At 56.4% G+C, this 21,665-nt stretch carries 21 protein-coding genes; 17 read left to right on the top strand and 4 right to left on the bottom strand.

Translation table 11 applies throughout. The features are described 5' to 3' along the window. Positions 1 to 44 precede the first annotated feature (44 nt). Entirely contained in the window at positions 45 to 917 is an 873-nt protein-coding gene (locus tag BCL93_RS02090) for a motility protein A (protein ID WP_112053444.1), read from the top strand. Next, positions 910 to 1,977, top strand: a complete 1,068-nt coding sequence (locus BCL93_RS02085) for an OmpA/MotB family protein (protein ID WP_112053443.1) — start codon at positions 910 to 912, stop codon at positions 1,975 to 1,977. Before BCL93_RS02090 ends, BCL93_RS02085 begins: the two co-directional genes overlap by 8 nt. 265 nt (positions 1,978 to 2,242) lie before the next feature. Here BCL93_RS02085 and BCL93_RS17610 read toward each other — a convergent pair whose 3' ends face one another. From BCL93_RS17610 to BCL93_RS02065, 4 genes are all read right to left on the bottom strand, one after another. Continuing rightward, positions 2,243 to 3,625: a flagellin gene (locus BCL93_RS17610; RefSeq protein ID WP_112053442.1), complete on the bottom strand. Its 1,383-nt coding sequence runs from the start codon at positions 3,623 to 3,625 to the stop codon at positions 2,243 to 2,245. 483 nt (positions 3,626 to 4,108) lie between these two features. Further along, on the bottom strand, positions 4,109 to 4,339 hold the full coding sequence (locus BCL93_RS02075; protein ID WP_258395894.1) for a hypothetical protein: 231 nt from the start codon (positions 4,337 to 4,339) through the stop codon (positions 4,109 to 4,111). Between the two features lie 33 nt (positions 4,340 to 4,372). Further along, a complete protein-coding gene (locus tag BCL93_RS02070; RefSeq protein WP_146742461.1) occupies positions 4,373 to 4,729 on the bottom strand; it encodes a hypothetical protein in 357 nt (118 codons plus the stop codon). A gap of 89 nt (positions 4,730 to 4,818) precedes the next feature. Then, complete coding sequence (locus BCL93_RS02065; protein WP_112053440.1) at positions 4,819 to 6,099, bottom strand: FliC/FljB family flagellin; 1,281 nt, start codon at positions 6,097 to 6,099, stop codon at positions 4,819 to 4,821. A 437-nt stretch (positions 6,100 to 6,536) separates the two neighbouring features. Between BCL93_RS02065 and BCL93_RS02060 the strand changes: the two genes are divergently transcribed. The 15 genes from BCL93_RS02060 to BCL93_RS01990 all read left to right on the top strand — a co-directional run bounded on the left by BCL93_RS02060 (position 6,537) and on the right by BCL93_RS01990 (position 21,585). Further along, a protein-coding gene (locus BCL93_RS02060; RefSeq protein ID WP_112053439.1) for an IS3 family transposase occupies positions 6,537 to 7,672 on the top strand; the annotation gives its coding sequence in 2 pieces (ribosomal slippage) (positions 6,537 to 6,810 and positions 6,810 to 7,672; 1,137 coding nt in all). Between the two features lie 139 nt (positions 7,673 to 7,811). After that, the gene (locus BCL93_RS02055) at positions 7,812 to 8,048 is read left to right on the top strand and encodes a DUF2835 family protein (protein WP_309251208.1); all 237 of its coding nucleotides are present in this window, start codon (positions 7,812 to 7,814) and stop codon (positions 8,046 to 8,048) included. 126 nt (positions 8,049 to 8,174) lie between these two features. Then, on the top strand, positions 8,175 to 9,881 hold the full coding sequence (locus tag BCL93_RS02050; RefSeq protein WP_112053437.1) for an HD domain-containing phosphohydrolase: 1,707 nt from the start codon (positions 8,175 to 8,177) through the stop codon (positions 9,879 to 9,881). Positions 9,882 to 10,059: 178 nt separating this feature from the next. Continuing rightward, a complete protein-coding gene (gene fliD / locus BCL93_RS02045; RefSeq protein ID WP_112053436.1) occupies positions 10,060 to 11,445 on the top strand; it encodes a flagellar filament capping protein FliD in 1,386 nt (461 codons plus the stop codon). A gap of 59 nt (positions 11,446 to 11,504) precedes the next feature. After that, positions 11,505 to 11,924 carry a flagellar export chaperone FliS gene (gene fliS / locus BCL93_RS02040; protein WP_112053435.1) on the top strand — a complete coding sequence of 140 codons (420 nt, stop codon included), beginning with the start codon at positions 11,505 to 11,507 and terminating at the stop codon, positions 11,922 to 11,924. Then, positions 11,902 to 12,333, top strand: a complete 432-nt coding sequence (gene fliT / locus BCL93_RS02035) for a flagellar protein FliT (RefSeq protein WP_258395893.1) — start codon at positions 11,902 to 11,904, stop codon at positions 12,331 to 12,333. Before fliS ends, fliT begins: the two co-directional genes overlap by 23 nt. Positions 12,334 to 13,268: 935 nt before the next feature. Continuing rightward, positions 13,269 to 13,664: a flagellar hook-length control protein FliK gene (locus BCL93_RS17210; protein ID WP_181463008.1), complete on the top strand. Its 396-nt coding sequence runs from the start codon at positions 13,269 to 13,271 to the stop codon at positions 13,662 to 13,664. Next, positions 13,661 to 13,936 (top strand): EscU/YscU/HrcU family type III secretion system export apparatus switch protein, encoded by a 276-nt coding sequence (locus tag BCL93_RS02025; protein WP_112053432.1) that lies wholly within the window; start codon positions 13,661 to 13,663, stop codon positions 13,934 to 13,936. The genes BCL93_RS17210 and BCL93_RS02025 overlap by 4 nt, the downstream gene beginning before the upstream one ends. Positions 13,937 to 14,310: 374 nt before the next feature. Beyond that, positions 14,311 to 14,670, top strand: coding sequence for a flagellar transcriptional regulator FlhD (gene flhD / locus BCL93_RS02020; protein WP_309251207.1), 360 nt, complete (start codon positions 14,311 to 14,313; stop codon positions 14,668 to 14,670). Then, a complete protein-coding gene (flhC, locus tag BCL93_RS02015) occupies positions 14,667 to 15,263 on the top strand; it encodes a flagellar transcriptional regulator FlhC (RefSeq protein ID WP_112053430.1) in 597 nt (198 codons plus the stop codon). Before flhD ends, flhC begins: the two co-directional genes overlap by 4 nt. A gap of 173 nt (positions 15,264 to 15,436) precedes the next feature. Next, positions 15,437 to 16,315 carry a flagellar motor stator protein MotA gene (gene motA, locus BCL93_RS02010; protein ID WP_112053429.1) on the top strand — a complete coding sequence of 293 codons (879 nt, stop codon included), beginning with the start codon at positions 15,437 to 15,439 and terminating at the stop codon, positions 16,313 to 16,315. Continuing rightward, positions 16,312 to 17,244 (top strand): flagellar motor protein MotB, encoded by a 933-nt coding sequence (gene motB, locus BCL93_RS02005; RefSeq protein ID WP_112053428.1) that lies wholly within the window; start codon positions 16,312 to 16,314, stop codon positions 17,242 to 17,244. The genes motA and motB overlap by 4 nt, the downstream gene beginning before the upstream one ends. A 39-nt stretch (positions 17,245 to 17,283) precedes the next feature. After that, positions 17,284 to 19,452 carry a chemotaxis protein CheA gene (gene cheA / locus BCL93_RS02000; RefSeq protein ID WP_112053427.1) on the top strand — a complete coding sequence of 723 codons (2,169 nt, stop codon included), beginning with the start codon at positions 17,284 to 17,286 and terminating at the stop codon, positions 19,450 to 19,452. Beyond that, a complete protein-coding gene (gene cheW, locus BCL93_RS01995; protein WP_112053426.1) occupies positions 19,452 to 19,946 on the top strand; it encodes a chemotaxis protein CheW in 495 nt (164 codons plus the stop codon). The genes cheA and cheW overlap by 1 nt, the downstream gene beginning before the upstream one ends. Before the next feature lie 337 nt (positions 19,947 to 20,283). Next, positions 20,284 to 21,585, top strand: coding sequence for a methyl-accepting chemotaxis protein (locus tag BCL93_RS01990; protein ID WP_112053425.1), 1,302 nt, complete (start codon positions 20,284 to 20,286; stop codon positions 21,583 to 21,585). Positions 21,586 to 21,665: the final 80 nt, after the last annotated feature.

Genomic DNA, 21,665 nt, shown 5'->3' with positions numbered 1-21,665 from the left:
GGTTTTCCTTTTCCTTATCAGCGACCCAGGCGGATATCCAGATCATGAACCCCTCCACACTGATTGGTATTGCAGCCAGCTTGATGATGCTGGCAAGTGTGCTACTGCTGAGTGCGCAGGCACCCTCGAGCTTCATCAACCTACCAGGGCTTGCCATCGTGCTGACCGGCACGCTGGCCGCCACTTTTATTAGTTATCCCCTGCGTGAGGTGGTGCGGGTCGTGCGGCTGGTTGGGCTGGTATTCCGTCGCGAGAACAGCCGCGTCGAAGAAGACCTTCAAGAGCTGGTGGGGCTGGCAAAGCTATGGTTTTCTGGCGATGTACGAGGGGTAGAGAAAAGGCTGGACAGCTTACGCAACCCTTTCATGCGCACCGGTATTCAGTTGGTGATCGACAATACCCGGGAAGAAGAAATCATTGACTTGCTGAGCTGGCGGATCGCCCGCCTAAAAGCCCGCGAGCGAGCCGAAGCACAGATCTTTCGCACCATGGCGCTTTATGCGCCGGCCTTCGGCATGATTGGCACCCTGGTCGGGCTGGTCAATATGCTGGAGGGGATGGATGCCGCACAGATTGGCGTTATCGGTGAGCGCATGGCCGTAGCACTGCTGACGACCTTTTACGGCATCGTGTTGGCCAACCTGGTTTTCAAGCCGATCGCCGTGAAGCTCGAGCGTCGCACGGAAGAGCGCCTGATCGCCATGAACATGATTCTCGAAGGCGTATCGTTAATGTCGCGCCGGCGTTTGCCGTCGTTCATTGAAGAAACGCTCAAGTCGTTAATGGCCAACCATCGCGACGAGCTTCGTGATGAGTTGAGTGAAGAATCCGATAGCGCCTCGGGTGGTCAGGTAACCAGCGGAAAACCACGCCGACGGTTGCCCAAGATGATGAGAAAGGCCCGCCACAATGCGTGAGGTAAAACAGGGGCGAACTGGCAAGCACGATATTCTCGACGACGCCGGCCCCGAGGACACCAGCGGTGTCTGGATGCTCAGCTACATCGATGTCATGACGCTGCTGGTTGCCCTGTTTGCCCTGCTATTGGCGGTCGCCGCCGCAAACAGCGCCGACGAGCCAAATGAGCAGCTGTCGGATGGACCCTTAGCCGAACAAGTCTCTTCTGGAGCTATTGTCGTGGCGCTAGGTATTGGCAACGGATCGCCCACCTTCCTTCCAGGTGACGCGCCGCGCGTCCAGACCGAGGGCGCGCTGATGTTAGCCGGTGCCATCCAGGCCTGGCAGCAGCCCGCGGTGGACGGAATGGCTGCCTCTCAGTCCGAGACACAGGTCACGACTCGCGAGCCCTTGGCTCTGGCAGAACATCTGCCGACTCCGGTCAGGCAGATTGACCCCTCTGGTGCCCTGGCACTTCTTCCGTCGTATGGCGTTGCAAAAGGGTTTGCTCCTCCGCCCTCGGTGATGCTCGATCAGCGCCTTGATCTAGCGGCGCTCGGTGATATGAAAGTCGTCGTCACCCCGGCTGCACCCGCCAACACGGTCCGCTTATCGCCTGAGGCGGTAGCGTCCGCGAGAGACCTTAGCGATGCCATTGATTCGCAGCTCGCCGATGCCAAGGTGTTGCCAAGCCTGGAAGGCGTGGAAGTCTCCAGTGTTTCGGAAGGCATTAATCTGCGCATTCAGGACCGGCTGGTCTTTGAATCGGCCGCGGCGGACCTGACCGAGATTGGGGAGGATGTCGTCAATCGGCTGGTAAGTATCATTCAGCGCTACGACGGCACCGTGTCGGTGGAGGGCCATACCGACAGCCGCGACATCGCCACCGAGCGTTTTCCGTCCAACTGGGAGCTATCTTCAGCCCGTGCTACGGCGATACTTCGCCAGCTGCAGGCGGCCGGGGTAGACGCTAAACGGCTAAGAGCGATCGGCTATGGCGATACCCGGCCGCTGGAAGGCAACGATACACCAGAAGGGCGTTCGGCCAACCGGCGCGTGGAAGTGATCGTGCATTTGTAGGCTGTTGCAGGTGGGCTGGGGTAACTCCAGTTCATCATTGAGACTTTCTTCCTGCCCACTTCGCCCAGTGTTGTCTCGCTGTCTAATGCTGATCGTCAGAGTGTGATCCACAAAGCTTTGTAGAGACGCCAGTTTGGGCAGAAATCGCCTACCAGACGCGTACCGGAGTAGGGACGATAACTGGCGCCATTCGGGGAGCTCTTAAAAACATGAACTCCATGTGGTAGCTTGTTCATTGTCATACTAGACGTGGCTAGTTGATCGTTTAACCCAGCAGAGACAGCACAGACTGCGGAATCTGGTTGGCCTGAGCCAGTACGGAAGTGCCAGCCTGCTGAAGAATTTGCGCCTTGGTCATGTTGGCGACTTCCACTGCGTAGTCCGCATCCTGAATTCTTGATTGAGCCGCTGATGTGGTAATCTCCTGCTGACGATGATTCTCGATTGCGCCTTCAAAACGATTGGTCAAGGCACCGTACTGGCTACGGTAGCCGTCAACTGTCTGGATGGCCTGATCAAAAAGTGCCAAAGCATCACTAGCACTCTCTTGCTGGCTCAGGTCAATACTTGCAATACCCAGTGTTTCGCTATCAGAAGGTGAAGGTTCAATGGTGACCTTTTTGGCACTATCGCCAAAACTTGCACTGGTCACAACATCCACAGGTTCACTCGTAGGTATAGGTTCAAGTGGTGGCGAATCCTCCCATTTAAACTCTTCAATCACAAACTCTCCTCCTCCTGTCACCACTACAAAAAGAGGTTCCGTAACGTTTTCTATGGCAAGCGTTTCGTAAGAGTTACTATCTGATGCATTACCATCACCACTATAAGTAAATTTCATGCCATTATGTGACATCTCACGGGGAGTTGTGATGTTGAAAAATTCAGAGCCATCAAATAAATCGCTATCGTCGTAGCTCGCATCATCAGGAAAACCATTTTCAGGCGTGAACAACTTATTCTCTAACTCAGTCTCTGTGTCGATATAACGAGTTTCCCATGTAGAACCAGCACCTAACGGTGTGCCTACTAGGTGCTTACCACTGCGGGTAAAAACCTGAATATCATCATTGTTTCCAATATCCCATGTTTCAATTTCAAATTTTTGCACGTCAGTTGGCACGAACCCTAAAGGCACTTCACCAGAAGCCTGCCTTTCTCCAAGCTTTGGGTCTATATTGCGGATACTTTGAACATTACCCAGCTGATCAGCAGGCGTCTCTGGTGGCAAAGGGGCTAAAGGTGTTTTATCAAATGCTTCAGTATTTTTTGACGTATAGTCAATCTGTTCGCGTATCTGAATTAACTCATTTTGGATTGCTAGTCTGTCACTGTCTGATAGCGTGCTCGTTGCCGCTTTTACAGCCAGTTCTCGCCCGCGCTGCAGCATCTCATTGATACTATTCAGCCCGCCTTCTGCTGTCTGCATCAAGCTGATGCCATCGTTCATACCGCGGGCGATGGTGGAATGGGCATTGATATTAGATTGCATCCGGTTAGCAATTCCTTGCCCTGCCGCATCATCCTTGGCACCGTTGATGCGTAAACCCGAAGATAAGCGCTCCAGGGCGGTGCTCAGGTTGCTCTGCGACTGAGCTTGGTGTTGCTGGCCAGTCAGTGCCATAAGGTTGGTACGTATCGATACCATCTTGCTTCCTTGCTTCTAGGTCGATTCAGTTATCACTGTGTAACGGTTATCGGCAGTCAGGTGAGTGACTTAAGCTTTTTTTTGATATTACTGAGCTAATTTTGGGGCCTTTCCTTGTTGATCGTTGCCCTGTGTTTAGAGCAGGTCAAAAGTACGCGGCTCGTGCTACCGCCATTCTTCGCCAGCTACAGGCAGCCGGTGTCGAAGGTGCGCGGCTGTGAGTGATCGGCTATGGCGATACCCAGCCCTTGGCAAGCAACGAGTCGCAAGAAGGGCGTTCGGCGAATCGGCGGGTCGAAGTGATCGTACACTTGTAGGCTTTCGCTTTTGTGTAGCGTTGTGGCGGCAAGAGGATACTAGGTGAGGGAGAAGAGTAGAGGGGTAGAGACAGGGGTGGAGACGGAAGGGCGGGTCACTGAGGGGAAAGAGGTGCTGAGCGTTACGTTTGCGCCCAAGCGTAGCCCTTAGAAAGATATGCAAGGCTTACTCTTTCAGCATCGCCTGAGTGTAGTGGGCCTGATCCTTTATGGCCTGATCATAAATGGTCAGCAGTTTGTCGTAGTCTTCCTGCATCTCTTCATCCATGCCGGTGCTGTCGAAGCGTTCGATTAGCTGCTTGGTGCCCTGGATAAGCTTTTCTAGCTCATCAATCACTCGCTGATAATCGCTCTCCCGCATGGGGGCGGATACGGCTTCCTGTTTTGCATCTGGCATGGGCTTTCCATTTATTTGGATGACATCAAGGCGTCATGAATCGGCGTATAGCGTGCGAATGCGCTGATACAGTCGCTTCAAGTGTTCGATGGCGGCCGCTTCGTGCTTATCGATGTCAATATCTGGTCCACAGGACTGGCGGCTAACGCCCAAGCGAGAGAGGGTCGGTTCATGCCGCTTGATGAGGTTATCGATATTCATGCGGATGATGGTGAGCTCCATTTCAAGCTCTGCTTTCAGGTTTTCCTCTCGCTTGCGCTCATTGACGTTGTCTTGACGCTGGATGCTTGCCGATAGCCTGTGATCGACGAAGCTCTGAATGGACGCCAGCTTGGGCATGATATCGTCCATGATCTCCCGTGCCGGAATAGCGTCGTTTGTCTGCGTCATTAATCTGGCCTTACTCAATTCGTCCCGAAAAAAACAGGCCTCCAATGGAGGCCTGTTCGTTGTCATGCATGATGTTGCTAAGGGCCGGTTTAACCCAGCAGAGACAGCACAGACTGCGGCAGCTGATTGGCCTGGGCCAGCACGGAGGTACCGGCCTGTTGCAAGATCTGGTTCTTGGTCATGTCAGCCACCTCTGTTGCGTAGTCGGCGTCTTCGATGCGTGAACGAGCAGCAGACAGGTTGGTTTCGTTAGTCTGCAGGTTGGTGATCGCAGACTCAAAACGGTTCTGTACCGCACCAAGGTCAGAGCGCAGGCTATCAACGGTACTCAGGGCGCTATCCAGCGCTGCTAAGGGGTCGGCTGTGGCTGCGCCATTAAATGCAGTTTCGCCAGTAGTGATGTCTGCAGCAACACTCGCAAAGTTATCGTTACCGCCGTCATCAGCAAATGCGTCGGTAACTTCAACCAAGTCGCCATCACTGTTTTGTACGTAACCGACTGTTGCGTCTGCATCATTAACGCCGACTTTTACAGCTACATCATTAGAGCCACTACCGTCATCGACTACCGCTACACCAAACTCGTTTTCGTTATCACCGGTTGTTGTATTATTTTGATAAGCTGCATAGCTTTCTCCTTGAAACTCAATGACATAACTGCCGGCTTCTGGGTTGCCGCTAGCGTCTTGAGTTTGGCGAAGAGTCAGATCGCTTTCCAATACAGAAGCACCCAAAGCACCACTTAGATCAGAAGCTGCTTGAGACAGGTCAACGGCTACTTCATTAGTACCTGAGCCATCATCTATTGTTGCGATGGCATCACCGGCGCGCACAGCATTTTCTTCGACAGTAAACCCACCAAGGCTCAAAGATGCCTTGTCAATTTTTTCTAGGCTAACGGCAATCTGCTCGCTATCATTAGCACCAACCTGAATATTGAGATCTCTTGTTTCAGATAAAACTTTTGTGCCGTTAAAGTCTGTTTGCTCTGAAATACGATCAATCTCATTCAGGCGCTGATTGATTTCATCTTGGATTGATGTCAAGTCTTCAGAAGAGTTGGTGCCATTCTGGGCCTGAACGGTCAGCTCACGAACTCGCTGCAGGTTATCGTTGACCTGGTTTAGGGCGCCTTCAGCGGTCTGGGCAACGGAGATACCGTCGTTGGCGTTACGCTGTGCCTGGCTCAGACCGGTGATCTGGCTGGACATGCGGTTGGCGATGGCCTGGCCGGCGGCGTCGTCCTTGGCGCTGTTGATACGCAGGCCGGAGGACAGGCGCTCCATGGAGGTAGTCAGGGCGCTCTTAGACTCGTTCAGGTTTTGCTGACCGATCATCGAGGTGATGTTGGTGTTGATTCCCATTGACATAATGATGTCCTTCCTGTTTTTGAGGGCTCCATTGGCCGGCCGCGTTGTCGGCTGAGCGAGTCACGCCGGGCCTGCCACAACGGCGCCGTTGGCCGTTACCTTAGTTATCGGAAGGTGCCGAGAAAGCTTTAGGGCTTGATGCAGATTTTTTGATTCAGCCTTTGATTGAGGGTCAGGCCGAGGGGGGAAGAGTGGTGCTTGCGGCAGCGAAGAGGCCGGGCTGCCGGGGTTCGTTTTGGTTTTCGCTTTCGTTTTCATTATGAGCGTGGCTGGAAGTCCCGCGTACGTCGCCCATTTCGCGCTGCTGCATGGCACCACCTGTGATTGAGGTACGGTGCTAACGACGCTTAGCCGGTAAAGTAGCTTCATCAGTGAAGTGGACCTCGAAATTCGGACCAGGCGCTAAGCTCTGATCATGCCGACAGGAGAACCTGATCATGAGCAGGAAACGCAGGCAATACAGCGCCGACTTCAAGGCCAAGGTGGCCCTCGCCGCCCTCAAGGGCGATGAGACCACGTCGGAAATCGCTGCCCGCTTCGAGATCCATCCGACTATGGTGAGCCAGTGGAAGCGCGAGTTGCTGGACAACGCCACCGGGATCTTCGAGGGCAAGGGCGACGGCAAGGCGGCCCAGAAGACCCAGGAGGAGATCGACACGCTCTACCGTGAGATCGGCAAGCTGACGGTGGAACGCGATTTTTTATCACGCAGGCTCGATCGTTGAGCCGGGCCCAGCGCCTGGCACGGGTCGAGCCGCAGGCGCCCGACATCAGCCTCCGACGCCAGTGCCAGTTGCTCGGCATCAGTCGCTCCTCGGTGTACTACCGGCGCAAGGCCCTGCGGGTCTACGATCTGGAACTGATGCGCCTGATCGACGAGGAACACCTGCGCACGCCGGTCTATGGTTCTCGGCGGATGACGGTTCATCTCAACCGTCTGGGCCACCCGGTGAACCGCAAGCGTGTCCAGCGACTGATGCGCCAGATGGGGCTACAAGCGGTGTATCCCAAGCCGTGCACCAGTCGCCCCCGGGAGGGGCATCGGATCTATCCCTACCTGCTGCGGGGGCGTGTCATCGACCGCCCCAACCAGGTGTGGGCGACCGATGTGACCTATATCCCCCTGGCACGCGGGTTCATGTACCTGGTGGCCATCATGGACTGGTGCAGCCGTCGTGTGCTGGCCTGGCGAGTATCGAACACCCTGGATGCGGACTTCTGCATCGACGCCCTGGAGGATGCCCTGGCACGCCACGGGCCGCCCGAGATCTTCAACTCCGATCAAGGCTGCCAGTTCACCAGCCAGGCCTTCACCGAGGTGCTGGAGGCCCATGACGTTCGGATCAGCATGGATGGCAAGGGCTGTTACCAGGACAACATCTTCGTGGAGCGACTCTGGCGCAGCGTGAAGTACGAGTGCGTCTACCTGAAGGCCTTCGAAGATGGCGCTCACCTGCGTGAGGAGCTGAAGCGTTACTTCACTTGGTTCAACAAGGAGCGGCCCCATCAGGGCCTGGACGATGCAACACCCGATGAGGTGTACTTCGATCAACCACTGATCCAGGCGGCCTGACGCCTGATGACAACCCGGTCAGAGCTTAGCTCGCCTGTCAGGTGGTCCAGTGAATGGGGTCCACTTCACAGTATTTCCTCATGGCGCGGCCATCGCAAGCCAAGAGCGTGGGCAGTGAATTAGCATAAACAAGGAGTGCGTGGTGCCGAGTGTCGATATCTGGCTGAGTCTAAGCCGTAAGCAATGCCTGGATTACTACGAGGGGCAGGTGCAGCAGGTATATGCCCAGGCTTTGGATGGGCGCCGGGTGGCATTTCCCGCTAGTGCCTTGAGCAGGGTAGTTGGCAAGCACGGCGTAGAGGGCTATTTCCGTCTGAGCTTTTCCACTGAGGGGCGGTTCGAGTCGCTGACGAGCATAACGGGCGCGGGCCGGTGAGCGCCGTTAGCCGGTCTTTAGCAGCCTTAAAGATTTGTTATATCAAGCCGATGGCAAAAAACATGGACGTTCCTGCCCGCACAGCGGCCGCTGCGTGGGCAGTACAATCGAAGAGACGAGGATGGGATGGCAGAAGCTGCTAGCGACTACGAGCCGGTAAACAGTGCGCGTGATATTCAAGGGTTGCTGGATGTCTTGAGCGAGCCGGGTGGCGCTTCGCTGATGCTTGATAAGCCAGTGAGCCAGCCGCTGCCCGTCTTGTTGATGGAGGTTCGCGCGGATGAATCGCTGGTATTGGATATTAGCGCCATTCGTGAGGTGGCGGGGGACCTGAAGCGTGGGCTTGGCTTCCGGTTGCTGGGCCAGGCGCGATCCAAGCTGGTGCGTACGCCGGTGCTGAACATCTCGCAGGCCTACGAGCTCGAGGGTCGTCTGTTATGCGAGGCGCCTTACCCTGAGCAGTTGGAGGTGTTGCAGCGTCGTGACAATTTCCGTGCCGAGTTGACCATGAGCATGGACACCACCGTGCTGCTGGGGCATTCACAAGGCCATGAGCCTTTGCAGGGGATGCTCAAGAATCTTTCGCTTGAAGGTGCGCTGGTGGTTCTGCCGTTGGGAACGGGGTCTGTGCTGGCCTCTGCATCATCGACAATACGGCTCAAGCTGATCTTTCCCAATGGCAGTCAGTTGGAGGTCAATGGGGCCTTGCGTCACGATCACTCGGACCATGATCGCCAAGTCATGTTGGCGGGCTTTGAGTTCATCGGATGCAGCCCCGAGCAAGAAAGGCAGCTCTGGTTCTTCGTGCGTGAGATCGAGCGTGAAGCGGCCCGGCGTGCCAGAGAAAGTGCCAGTGAAGGGAAGCCGACAAAGGAACCTTCCCCGTTGTTTCAGGCGAGTGAGCAGAAGCCCGTTCAATCGGCAGTGCATCATCGTGAATTTGCCACGCCCATGGCGCGAAGGCTGTCACGCCTTGCCGCCTACCTGGATAACCAGCTCTTTGCGCTGAAGCAAGGTCGCCACCTGGATGCCATTCAGTTGTCACGCCATGCCGATCGGCTATTGGCATTGTTGGATGAAGACCGGGAGGCGGTGCTTTTTGCACTTGTCTGCATGCAGCGTGAATCGGTGTTGGTTCAGCATGGGTTGGCCGTGGCCGTTCGGCTGGCGGATATCGCCGGTCAGCACTCCATGCCCCGGGACCTGCGCAAGGCCTTGTTGGCCTGTGCCATGGTGCACGACTTGGGCAAGGCGCTATTGCCGGAGAACGTACGTCAGGCAACGTCACTGGATCAGGCTCAGTACCGCGAGCTTCAGGTTCATGTAGAGAGTGTCATGCGCAGTCTTGCGCAATGTAACTGGTTGTCTCGTGCGGTCACTCAGGCGGTGGTTGGCGGTGCCAACGAGCGCCTGGACGGCTCTGGCTACCCGCGTGGATTAAAAGGTGAACAGCTGCACGAGCTTGCGCGGCTAATGGCGGTGGTGGACGTCGTCGATGCGATGGGGCGTGAGCGCCCTGACCGTCCTGCCTGGGCTATCGATGCCATCTATAAACACCTGCTGGAACAGCCGCAACTGTTCGATCAGCGCTGGGTTCAGCGCTATGTCCGTCACTTTGGCATCGCTCCTATCGGTACCCTGGTGCGCTATGCCGGTGGTGAGTTGGCCTGGGTGTTGCGGGTGGATGCGCAGGGGCAGCCTTCCCGCGTTCTGCTGACCGAGCATATCGCTGCGCCTGAGCCGAAGACGCTGGGTGCCATGCTGGAGGGAAGGGCGTTGGCCCAGCTTGGCAAGCCAACCGAGAGGGTTGTCGTGCCGGCAAGCGATTCTTGAACACGGACTGCTTGAGGGTGCGGTGGCGGTCTCAATGACCAAGGGCAGATTGCGTAATGTGTTCCTCAAGTTCTGATGCTGGGCGCCGATAGGTGAAATAACGGCAATTTAAGAAGCTATTCGGCCCCTCGCGGTGGCGCTCTACTTGGCAGAATGGCTCGCAACAGGAGGCACCGGCATGGCGACGATTTCATCCCTGGGTATCGGCTCGGGACTCGATCTCAATGGGCTGCTTGATCAGCTCAAAAGCGCTGAGCGTGAAAAGCTCGCGCCCATCACGCAGCAACAGCAGAGCTACCAGTCGCAGATTTCTGCTTATGGTCAGCTTGAGAGTGCGCTGACCCAGTTTCAAGATGCTGCCGCTAAGCTAAATGAGGCCGAGTTCTTTCAGGGCGTGACCAGCGAGGTAACTGGCGATGCCGTGACGGCAGCAGGGGGCAGCGACGCTGCGCCCGGCAGATACGATATTGAGGTGACTCAGCTTGCTAGGGCCCAGAGCCTTGCCGCTGATGGTGTGGATGATAAAACTCGAGAATTGGATTCCGCCGGAACGCTAACCTTGAGTGTAGGCAGCGATGATGGCACGACTATTGATATCGCTGCCGATAGCTCACTTGAAGATGTGCGAGACAGTATCAATGCCTCCGGTGCCGGCGTACAGGCCTCAATCGTCAATGATGGTGATGCGGCCAACCCCTATCGCCTGGTGCTGACATCTGAAGCAACGGGTACCGAGTCGCAGATGAGCGTCAGCTTTGATGATGGCGGGACGGCAAGTGAACTTGGCGGACTGCTAAGTTATAACGGCACCGATCCCGACACCATGACGCAAACTGTTGAAGCAGTTGATGCCGCATTGAGCGTCAATGGTATCTCTATCTCCAGCCAGTCCAATACCGTCGAAGGGGCGGTGCAGGGCGTGACGCTCTCCATTGCCGAGACGGGTAGCGCGACCCTTGGCGTCGAGCGTGACAGCGGTGCTGTGAAGTCTGCGGTTAAAGGCTTCGTCGACAGCTACAACAAGCTGCAGGAGAAGATGGCGGATCTGACCAGCTTCAATGCAGAAACCGGTGACGCGGGTGAGCTGCTGGGCGATAGCACGCTGCGTAGTGTCGAGTCTCAACTTCGTAATGCCTTGGGCGGCAGTGCCGGGGATGGCACGTTCCAGGTGCTTTCGGATGTCGGCATTAGTCTTCAGGTCGATGGGACGCTCGAGCTCGATGAAGAAAAGCTAGGAGATGCAGTCGACAATGACCTGGCCGCCCTCAGTGATTTTTTCACCGGTACCGATGAGGCAGGAGGCTTGGCTGGTCAGGTCGATGGCGTGCTGGGGCGCATGTTGGAAGAAGGTGGCTTGATCGCCAACTCGACGCAGGGCCTTGAAGATAGCATCGAACGCTTGGGTGAACGCTACACGCGCACTGAGGAAAATATCAACGATACGATTGCTCGCTATCGTGAACAGTTCGCTCAACTGGACAGCATGATCGCCAATATGAACTCGACGAGTAGCTACTTGACTCAACAGTTCGACAATATGAACGCTCAGCTGGGTAGAAACTAACTGCCTGAACAGCACCAGAAGCGTCAGTCACCAATTATGCTGAATACGAGGAAAGGACCATGAGTGCCATGAGAGGAGCCGCCGCTTACAGCAAGGGAGCCAAGGCCTACGCTCGCGTCGGCGTTGAGAGCGGCGTCATGTCGGCTACACCGCATCAGCTCATTGCCATGCTGTTTGACGGTGCGCAGGCATCGATTCGTAAGGCACGCATCCATATGCAGGATGGCAATGTGCCGGAGAAGGGCCTCGCTATTTCCAAGGCGTTAGATATTGTCAATAACGGCCTGCAGGCCGCACTCGATGCGGAAAAGGGCGGGGAAATTGCTGAGCGGCTGTGGTCGCTTTACGACTACGTGGCTCGCCTGCTAATGGAAGCTAATCTACGTAATGACCTCGAACGTCTTGATGAGGCCTCGGCACTTCTCGAAAATATCGGTTCTGCCTGGCGCGAGATCGGTGGCCGGTCTGACGGGGTGTGACATGACTGAGCGGCGGTTCGAAGAAGGCAATGGTGCCCATGACGATATTATTTCCGGTTATGAGGCGCTGTTGGAGCGCTCTAGCCGAATGCTCGCCTTTGCCTGCGAGGAAGACTGGAGCCGCCTGCTTGAGGAAGAGGCTGACTACGTCATCGAAGTCGAACGGCTATCGAGAATCGAGGCCGATAAAACATTGGATATCGTGCAGCGCGAGCGCAAAGCGAAATTGCTCGAGCGTATTCTCGAAGATGACTTGGAAATTCGCCGTCGCCTAAACAAGCGGCGCGACGAGCTTGGCGCACTGCTGGATGCCAGCCGGCGTAAGCGTTCGGTTGATAGCGCATATGGAGGCGCGGCGGGGTCTCAGGTGCTTGGCGGTCCTTCGCGATTCAAGAAGGGTGATGCTTGAGTGGCATAACGCCTTTGATCGATACCCTGCTCCATCAGGTATTGGGGAAGCGGGTCGATGTGCCCGTGCCGCGGGAGCTCAATGCTCCGGTGCAGCCTTCGAGCCCGAGCGATGCCGTTCAAGCACTGCGCAGTGACTCTCGGCTAGACCCTAGACAGGGAACGGTTCCATCGCCGTTAGTTGGCCGTTCCCAGGGGCAGGGGGTCTCTCCTTCCGATCTATCCCGGCCCGGTGCTCAGCCTTCCACCCAAACGCACTTCAGCGCATCGGCGCAAACCATCGCCAGCGTGCTCGAGCGTTTTCCGGCGCCACCCTCCACGCTGCGCGTACAGGGCCCCTTGCTGCCAGCCGAGGCGAGTACGGCGCCATCGACTCAAGTCGCCTCCCGTCTACAGCAGAGCATCGAGACAAGTGGGCTTTTTTACGAATCACATTTGGCCAAGTGGTACCGTGGCGAGCTGCCTCGACAGCAACTGGCGCTCGAACCTCAGATGAGCCGCGCTAATAGCGCCAACCTCTTTCAACAGTTGACGCCAGTTACGTCGGCGCCGTCGCCGATGTCAATGCCATTGCCTGCGCCCGCGTCTCTGTCGGGTTCCGCCTGGGCGAGCATTCTTGTGGGCTCCGTGCCGATGGCTGGCCCAGAGGCCAGCGCTCAACGTGGGGGAGGCGGTTCAGTGCCTGTTGCGACGGGCGGCTCCGCCAGTTCAGTAGCCCACGCAGGAGCCGGAGCATCTCTTGGGTCTAATGCTTCTTCAATGGCGCAGACGTCAGGCGTTAGTCCTAACCCTGCTGGCGGAAGCCCGACGCATCAGGCTTACCAACAAGTTGGTGGCGCTGAGCGTGCAGAAATACCCCTGCCTGCCGCTGGTGCGGAGCGTTCACATCATGCCTCGGCGAGTGTAGATGGCCTTGATGACGCACAGCAGAACGTGGTGCGTCATCAACTGGAAATGCTCGCGACTCCGTCGCCGGTGTTGCGCTGGGAAGGGGATGTCTGGTCGGGGGTGTTTATGGCGCTCGTCGTACAGATGCCGCAGGGAGGACAGCGCGGTGGCGAGCAATCAACATCCGATGAGGCTGACGAAGAAGCCGATCAGGGGGCGTGGCAGACGCAAATGTCGCTGCAGGTGGCGGGACTGGGGAGTCTGGATGTGATGCTGCGTTTTGCTCCCAAGCAGCTGGATATTACGTTGTCTGCCGAGAATCAGGAGGTTCTGGCCCGGCTGCATACTGGTGAGGCTGACTTGCGCTCGCGTTTGCAGGCCTGTGGCTTTGAGGCCGTAGGCTTGCATATGGTCGAGCGGCAAGGCAAAGGAGACTCGGTGTGAGCGCTAACTCTCGGGGCGAGCGGCGCCAAGCGGTGGCGTTAGCCTACCATCAAGGTGAACGGGCGCCGCATGTCGTTGCCAAGGGCTACGGCGACATGGCGGATCGCATCATCGAAGCGGCCAGGGAAAACGATATTTTTGTCCACGATGCGCCTGCATTGGTCAACATGCTGATGCAGCTCGACCTTGATGAAAAGATCCCGCCAGAACTCTACCAGGTTATTGCTGAATTACTGGTCTGGGTGCGTGACCTGGCGCCCCAATCCGATTGATGCATGGGGGGATCGCGTCATGTTGTTAATGATTATGATCCTTATGTTCTTCCAGCCTTCCGGAAGCTTGGCCAGTAATGAGCAAACTAATTTCTTTTCATGTAAAGAAAAGAAAAAAAATGTGTATTAAGGAAATTTGCATTGCCCGCAGCTGGCATTTTTTCATCGCCTGCATGGGGCAGGTTTCGCAATTTACGGCCTTTTACCCCCGCTTTTCCCCCGTTACCTGTTTGTAACCCGTCAGCAAAGGTTCGCTTGCGTACGGTTGAAAATGTAATGCTAAAAAACTAACAATGAGCAAAAGATAGATCAGACAGTCCCATAAAAAAAGCTGACACATCTAGTCAGACAAGGACTGATCGTTTGATAATTGCATGCCTTCGCAGGGGTCAGGAATGGTTAATGAGCAGCTCCTGGATGAAATCCAGGATTTGAATCTGTCGTATTTGCTATTGGCGCAGCGCCTACTAGCCGACGATCGGGCCACGGCCATGTTTCGGCTCAAGGTCGATGGAGAGATGGCGGACCTTCTAACCTCACTCTCGGCGCGGCAGCTGGGGCAGCTCTCACGCACTAACCAATTGCTTTGCCAGTTAAGCTTGGGTGACGCTACTCAATTGCAGGCTCTGGTTCGGCAGAGGCGCGAACATGGCCTTATTCATACGCATGCGTCAATGATCCTGTCACAGGCTCCATCCACTTCGACATGCCATTCAACGGGAGGCATGGCATGAGTGAAAAGAGCCTAGTGATGGAGATGCAGCAGATCCAGATGGCTGTTGAGTTGATTGAGCTTGGTGCCCGGCTGCAGGTACTGGAAACCGAAACTGACCTCAGTCGCGGTCGGTTAATCAGGCTTTATAAGGAGGTGCGCGGCATGTCGCCTCCCAAGGGGATGCTGCCATTTTCCACGGACTGGTTTATTACATGGCTTCCTAATATTCACTCGTCGCTTTTTTATAATTACTACTACCGCCTGCTAGAAGATTGTGAATGTGATCGTATGGAGGCCTTTGTCAAGGCCTTTCGGCTTTACCTCGAGCAAGTCGGCCTGGACGGCGCCGAGCCGGTTCTGGGCCTGACGCGTGCTTGGACGTTGGTGCGCTTCTTCGAGAGTGAGCTGCTGGAGCTGGCTACCTGCACATCGTGCCGTGGTCAATACGTGGCTCATGCGCATACGCCGACTCAGGAGTTTGTGTGCGGGATCTGTCAGCCGCCCTCAAGGGCAGGTAAGACTCGCAAGCGTATGGCCAAGGGGAAAGACGCAGCGCCCACCTCCAGCTTGGCCACACCTGAGCATCGTGCCGCAGCATCGCGCATGTCGTGAGTAAAAGCTTGGTGTAGGACATTGCCTCCCTGCTTAAGCCCTGGCCCGACCGCCAGGGCTTTTTCGTTGGGTCGCTCCCTGGCCGACCTTTTTTCGCTTCTGGGCCTCAAGGCCGCCGACACCTTGCCGATAGACATATAAGACGCTATTCGCCGCAGTGAAGGACGTAGCTTGTGTTTATACCTCTTGGATTTATTATCGTAACGCTATCGGTATTCGGCGGCTTTGCGCTGGCCGGCGGCAAGTTGGGCCCTTTGTATCAGCCGACCGAGATCCTGATGATCTGTGGCGGCGCCTTTGGCGCGTTTATTGCCGCCAACAACGGCAAGGCAATGAAGGCGACGATCAAGAGCTTTTCCAAGCTCAAGCGTACGGCCAAGTATGACAAGCAGACCTATATGGAAGTCATGGCAGTGTTGTACAAGCTGCTGAGCAAGGTCCGTCGCGAAGGAATGCTGGGTATCGAGCGAGATATCGATGCGCCTGAGGATAGCCCGCTGTTCACCGAGCATCCGCGGGTCGTCAATGATCCCATGATCATGAATTTTATCACTGACTATTTACGCCTGATGGTCAGTGGCGGCATGGATCCCCATCAGCTGGATGAGCTGATGCTTCATGAGATTGAAGCCTTCGAGCACGAGGCACACATCCCTGCTGATGCCTTGGCAAAGGTCGGTGATGGCCTTCCGGCATTCGGTATCGTGGCGGCGGTCATGGGGGTGGTGAAAGCACTGAGCTCCGCGGATGCCGGACCCGAGCAGATGGGGGTGATGATTGCTCATGCCCTGGTGGGGACTTTTCTCGGTATCTTGCTTGGCTATGGCTTCTTCAATCCACTGTCGAGCCGCATTGACCGTCAGGTTCAGGAAGGCGTCAAGATGCTGCAGTGCATTCGCGTGACGCTGCTTGCCAGTCTCAATGGCTATGCGCCGCAACTTGCCGTGGAATTTGGCCGCAAAGCGCTGCACAGCGACGAACGTCCCGGCTTTGCCGAGCTTGAAGAGCATGTGCGATCCGCCAAGGCCGCTGCTGGAACGGGAGGCGCATGAGTTCGCAGGGCCCCCCCATTATCATCCGGCGCAAGAAAGTCGTTCATGGTCACCATGGTGGTAGCTGGAAAATTGCCCTGGCCGATTTCATGACGGCTTTGATGGCGCTTTTTTTGGTCCTGTGGATCCTCTCTTCAGCGAGTCGAGAGCAGCGTCAGGGCGTGGCCGAGTATTTTAGTACGCCATTACTGACAGCTATCGCGGGTGGCGAAAAGCAAGCCAATACTCGCAATGTCATCCCTGGTGGTGGCCCCGACCCGACCACTACCGAAGGTGAGCGTGAGCGCATTGATCGGCGCATTGATCATCGGCCAAGCGAAATGCAGCAGCGCTTCAAGGATCTGCGCCGCAGCGTGGAAAACGCCATTCAGGCCGACCCTGTATTGCGTGAATTGCGCAACCAGCTTCGCTTTGACATGACGCGCGAGGGCTTGCGCATCCAGTTGGTCGATACTGACAAACGCCCAATGTTTGAACTGGGGAGCGATCAGGTCGCCCCTTACATGCGCCGTTTGCTTCGGACGCTGGCGCCTCTCCTCAATGAAGTGCCAAATCCGATCAGTATCAGTGGCCATACCGATAACGTGCCGTATCTGGGTGGGCTGCAGGGCTACAGCAATTGGGAGCTCTCTAGCGACCGCGCCAATGCTTCGCGCCGAGAGTTGGTCGCTGGAGGGCTTGAGCCTGACCGGCTGCTGAGAGTCGCAGGTATGGGCGACCAAGTGCCGATTCCGGATAGCGAGCCCGGTGATGCGATTAATCGTCGTATTGCGCTAGTGGTGTTGTATCAGCAAGTGGCCGATCACATCCGAAATCAAGGCGCTCGAGGCGAAAGGGTAGGGCAGCCGCCCATAAAGAATGAGCAGGGAAATTCCTTGCCGATTGACGAATTCCTAGAGGGCGTGAGCCAGCCGGTAGGCGCTCAATGACTCCTGTCGGCCGGTTATATGATCAGTTCGGGGACGAACATGGATATCAGTGAATTTTACGAAACATTCTTTGAAGAAGCCGAAGAGCTGCTCGGTGATATGGAGAGGCATCTGCTTGAGCTGGATGTCGACGAGCCCGATCCAGAACAGCTAAATGCGATCTTTCGAGCGGCGCATTCAATAAAGGGTGGTGCCGGCACTTTCGGCTTCGATGTCTTGCAGCACACTACCCATCTGCTCGAGAACCTGCTCGATTACACGCGTCACGGCGAGCTGGTGCTACGCAGAGATATCGTCGACACCTTTTTGGAAGCCAAGGATATGCTGCACGATCAACTTGATGCCTATCGACAGGGTGATGAACCCGACCCTGAAGCCTTCGAGCGCATCTGTCAGACCTTAAAACAACTTGCTCTTGATGAGATGGGCAAGAAGGTCGGTCATGATGCGCCGGGAGCTGCACCAGCAGCCAAAGCTGAGCCTGAGCGGAATCCCCAGCCTGAGAGCGAGTCGTCTGGCGCAAGCGATGGCAGTGCAGAGGGTCGGCTGAATATCGCGTTGCTGGGTATCGCCGACAAGGATCGGGAGCTGCTGGTCGAGGAGCTGGCCAACTTTGGTGAAATCATCGAGCGTCGCGGTGACAGCAGTCGCTACGAGGTGCTGCTGGAGACCTCGACCAGCGTCGATGATATCGAAATGGTGATGTGCTTCATCGTCGAGCCCGAGCAGCTCGAAATAGTTGCGGCCGGCGCCCCGGCGGCTGGCGACCCAGCGGCTGGCGACCCAGCGGCCGGCGTTTCAGAAGCCGAGCCTACGTCAGGCTCGGCTAAGTCAGAGGAAGAGTCTGAAAAAGGTGGTCAGCAACAAGGTGAGGTGACAGCAAAACCACCGGAAAAGACGCCTGAGCAACCGGCCAAGGCGGAGTCCGGTAAGCCTGCCGCCAAAGCGCAGGATAAAGCCAAGGCCAAAGCCAAGGCCGCGAGTGGGGGTGAGTCTTCGATTCGCGTGCCGGTCAACAAGGTCGATCAGATCATCAACCTGGTCGGTGAGCTGATCATTACCCAGTCGATGCTGGATCAGACCGTCAGTGAAATGGATGCGACTCAGGCTGGTTCATTGGTCAATGGCATGAGTCTTCTGCAGCGCAATGCGCGTGACCTGCAAGAGGCCGTCATGTCGATCCGTATGGTGCCGATGGACTATGTCTTCAGTCGCTTCCCGCGGCTGGTGCGAGACCTCGCCGCCAAGCTCGACAAGAATGTGGAGCTGGTCACTGAGGGTGAGTCCACTGAGCTCGACAAGAGCCTCACCGAGCGCATTATCGACCCGCTAACGCACCTGGTCCGTAATAGCCTTGATCACGGCATCGAGTCTCCGGATAAGCGCGAGGCGGCAGGCAAGTCTCGTACCGGACGTCTGACTCTCTCTGCACAACATCAGGGCGGTAATATCCTGATTGAGGTTAAAGACGATGGCGCTGGCCTGAATCGAGAGAAGTTGCTGGCCAAGGCTGAGGCCAACGGCGTTCCCACCGCTGAGAACATGAGTGATGACGATGTCTGGCAGCTGATCTTCGCGCCCGGTTTTTCTACCGCTGATCAGGTCAGTGATGTCTCGGGGCGCGGTGTCGGCATGGATGTGGTCAAGCGCAACATCCAGGCTATGGGTGGTCATGTCGAGATTCAGTCTCGTCAGGGGCAGGGCACCACAACCCGCATCGTGTTGCCGCTCACCCTGGCAATCCTTGATGGCATGTCCATCAAAGTCGGGAAGGAGATGTTTATTCTTCCCCTCGGTACGGTGCTGGAGTCACTTCAGCCGCGCAAGGAAGACATTTATGCCATGGCCGGTGATGACGTGGTGATGAAGGTGCGAGATGAGTACCTACCGGTTGTCGCCGTTCATCAGGCCCTAGACGTGTCCGAAGCCGAGACCGAGCCGACCGATTGCATTGCCGTGATCGTGCAGGGCGAAGGTCGCCGTTATGCGTTGCTGGTGGATGACTTGATCGGCCAGCAGCAAGTGGTGGTCAAGAACCTGGAAACCAATTATCGCAAGGTGCCCGGCGTGTCCGCGGCCACCATACTCGGCGATGGCAGCGTGGCCTTGATCCTAGATGTCACTGACCTGCATCGCCTGAGCCGTACCAAGAGAGAGGCGCAGAGCGCCCGTCGCCAGACCACGCCTGCCAAGGAGGTAGAAGTATAATGACAGACCTGAATGCCGCCAGTGCTGCTGCTACAGAGGCACATAGCCGTGAGTTCCTGGTGTTTTCACTGGGTGATGAAGAATATGCCATCGATATTCTCAAGGTGCAGGAGATTCGCGGCTATGAGAATGTCACGCGCATTGCCAATGCGCCGGACTTCATCAAAGGGGTGACCAACCTGCGCGGTGTGATCGTTCCGATCGTTGATCTGCGCATCAAGTTCCACCTGGAAAATGTCGAGTACGGCGGCCAGACGGTGGTGATCGTTGTCAATGTAGGCGAGCGGATCGTCGGTATCGTTGTGGATGGGGTCTCCGACGTGATGACGCTGACGCCTGAGCAGATCAAGCCGGCTCCGGAGTTTGGGGTTTCCTTGTCTTCCGATTATTTGAGCGGTCTTGGCAGCCTCGAAGATCGCATGCTGGTATTGGTCGATATCGACAAGCTGTTGACCAGTGAGGAAATGGCGCTGGTGGATACCATCGACGCCTGATGTTGCCTGATATTGTCACTTTCATCGCCCGGCCACTGTCGGGCGATGCTGTTTTGTTGCATTTTTTTTCGCGCCTTGCGCTTCCTGCCTAAAGACCTGCCCGCCTCCGGCCGATAATCCCTTTAGTTTAGATAGTACGTTCGACATGTGACGAGTTTATTCATGAGCGAATTGTTAGAAAAATAATATTAGCAAGATAATAACTACAACAACCGCCCCATCATTTCGCCCTGACGACACGGCGAGGGTTGTGGCTGCCGGCCTACGGGGGCGGTGGCGACGCTCAATTAAGGACGGCGTGAGAGCGGTATGACGCCATTGAAGGGAAGAGGGGTTCATGAAGTTAATTGACAATATGACGGTGCGGATGAGCTGGGGGCTGGTGTTGGTGATGTTCTCCAGCCTGATTCTCGTGCTCAGTGCGCTTGGGTTCTATGCCGTTAGTGACCTGGGATCGGAGGCCGATAAAGCCCCATTGGTCGAGGGCGGCATCTTTCTCGTATTAGGCGTGACGTTCATCACCATTGCCTTGGTGCTGTGGGGTGTAACGGTGAACGTTATCCGTCCGCTGGAACGGGCGGTCGGGCATTTCGAGCGCATGGCCAAGGGGGATTTATCGGGGGCCGTCGAGCAGCGAGGAAATAACGAGATTGGTCGTCTTTTCGCGGCGATGGATCACATGCAGCAAAGTATTGGGCTTACCGTCGGCAAAGTTCGCCAAGGTGGCCAGACCATACACCGCCATTCGCAGGAAATTTCGCTGGGCAACACCGACCTGTCATCTCGGACCGAGCAGCAGGCCGCTTCTCTGCAGGAAACGGCCTCGAGCATGGAAGAGTTGACCTCTACGGTTAGCCAGAATGCCGATAATGCTCGCCAGGCCAGTCAGTTGGCTGTTGAGGCTTCCCAGACCGCGCGTCGCGGCGGTGAGGTGGTAAGCGAGGTGGTGGGCACCATGCGCGGCATCAATGACAGCTCACATCAGGTCAGCGAGATCATCAAGGTGATCGACTCGATCGCCTTTCAGACCAATATCCTGGCTCTCAATGCATCGGTCGAGGCGGCGCGGGCTGGCGAGCATGGCCGCGGCTTTGCCGTCGTTGCTGAGGAAGTGCGCAACTTAGCCGGCCGCAGTAGCGGGGCGTCAAAGGAGATTCGCAGCCTGATCGAAGCCTCGGTGGCCCGCGTAACAGAAGGGACGGCGCTCGTGGATCGCGCGGGCCAGACCATGGAGGCGATCGTATCCGCCGTTCAGCGCGTCAGCGACATCATGGATGAAATTGCTGCTGCCTCCCAAGAGCAGAGTAATGGCATCGGTCAGGTTAACCAGGCAGTGACTCAGATGGATCAGGTGACGCAGCAGAACGCGGTGCTGGTCGAGCAGGCAGCCAATGCCGCCAGCGAGCTGGAGCGAGAGGCCGAGCAGCTGCGAACGGCCGTTGCGACCTTCCGTCTTGGCAGCCAGGCAAGCGAATCGGCACCTGCTTTTAGCACCGACCATGCGACACGGAATCATCGGCACGACGATGACGCCGAGCTCGCACGCTGGATGCCTCAGCTCATCGGCAAGCCTGGTCAGCAACCGAATCGGACGTCCAGGTCCTCGGCGTTGCCTGACGACGACTGGTCGTCATTCTAGGCGATGAGAACTGCCTGGTACCGCTTCAACTCGTTGAATCTGAATATAACAACCAAGTCTGTCAGGACCCTGCAGGGTCC

It is taken from the genome of Onishia taeanensis (assembly GCF_003268885.1).
Classification (GTDB): Bacteria; Pseudomonadota; Gammaproteobacteria; order Pseudomonadales; family Halomonadaceae; genus Onishia; species Onishia taeanensis_A.
Note: the sequence above shows the minus strand (reverse complement) of the source record. Positions and strands in the feature narration are given on the sequence as shown.

Bases quoted from the DNA above. Each gene is read 5' to 3' on its own strand.
- BCL93_RS17610 (WP_112053442.1), bottom strand. From the start codon at position 3,625: ATGGTATCGATACGTACCAACCTTATGGCACTGACTGGCCAGCAACAC.
- motB (WP_112053428.1), top strand. From the start codon at position 16,312: ATGAGTTCGCAGGGCCCCCCCATTATCATCCGGCGCAAGAAAGTCGTT.
- flhD (WP_309251207.1), top strand. From the start codon at position 14,311: ATGCCTTCGCAGGGGTCAGGAATGGTTAATGAGCAGCTCCTGGATGAA.
- BCL93_RS02065 (WP_112053440.1), bottom strand. From the start codon at position 6,099: ATGTCAATGGGAATCAACACCAACATCACCTCGATGATCGGTCAGCAA.
- cheW (WP_112053426.1), top strand. From the start codon at position 19,452: ATGACAGACCTGAATGCCGCCAGTGCTGCTGCTACAGAGGCACATAGC.
- BCL93_RS02085 (WP_112053443.1), top strand. From the start codon at position 910: ATGCGTGAGGTAAAACAGGGGCGAACTGGCAAGCACGATATTCTCGAC.
- BCL93_RS02070 (WP_146742461.1), bottom strand. From the start codon at position 4,729: ATGACGCAGACAAACGACGCTATTCCGGCACGGGAGATCATGGACGAT.
- flhC (WP_112053430.1), top strand. From the start codon at position 14,667: ATGAGTGAAAAGAGCCTAGTGATGGAGATGCAGCAGATCCAGATGGCT.
- BCL93_RS02090 (WP_112053444.1), top strand. From the start codon at position 45: ATGAACCCCTCCACACTGATTGGTATTGCAGCCAGCTTGATGATGCTG.
- fliS (WP_112053435.1), top strand. From the start codon at position 11,505: ATGAGTGCCATGAGAGGAGCCGCCGCTTACAGCAAGGGAGCCAAGGCC.
- BCL93_RS02075 (WP_258395894.1), bottom strand. From the start codon at position 4,339: ATGCCAGATGCAAAACAGGAAGCCGTATCCGCCCCCATGCGGGAGAGC.
- fliD (WP_112053436.1), top strand. From the start codon at position 10,060: ATGGCGACGATTTCATCCCTGGGTATCGGCTCGGGACTCGATCTCAAT.
- BCL93_RS01990 (WP_112053425.1), top strand. From the start codon at position 20,284: ATGAAGTTAATTGACAATATGACGGTGCGGATGAGCTGGGGGCTGGTG.
- cheA (WP_112053427.1), top strand. From the start codon at position 17,284: ATGGATATCAGTGAATTTTACGAAACATTCTTTGAAGAAGCCGAAGAG.
- BCL93_RS02050 (WP_112053437.1), top strand. From the start codon at position 8,175: ATGGCAGAAGCTGCTAGCGACTACGAGCCGGTAAACAGTGCGCGTGAT.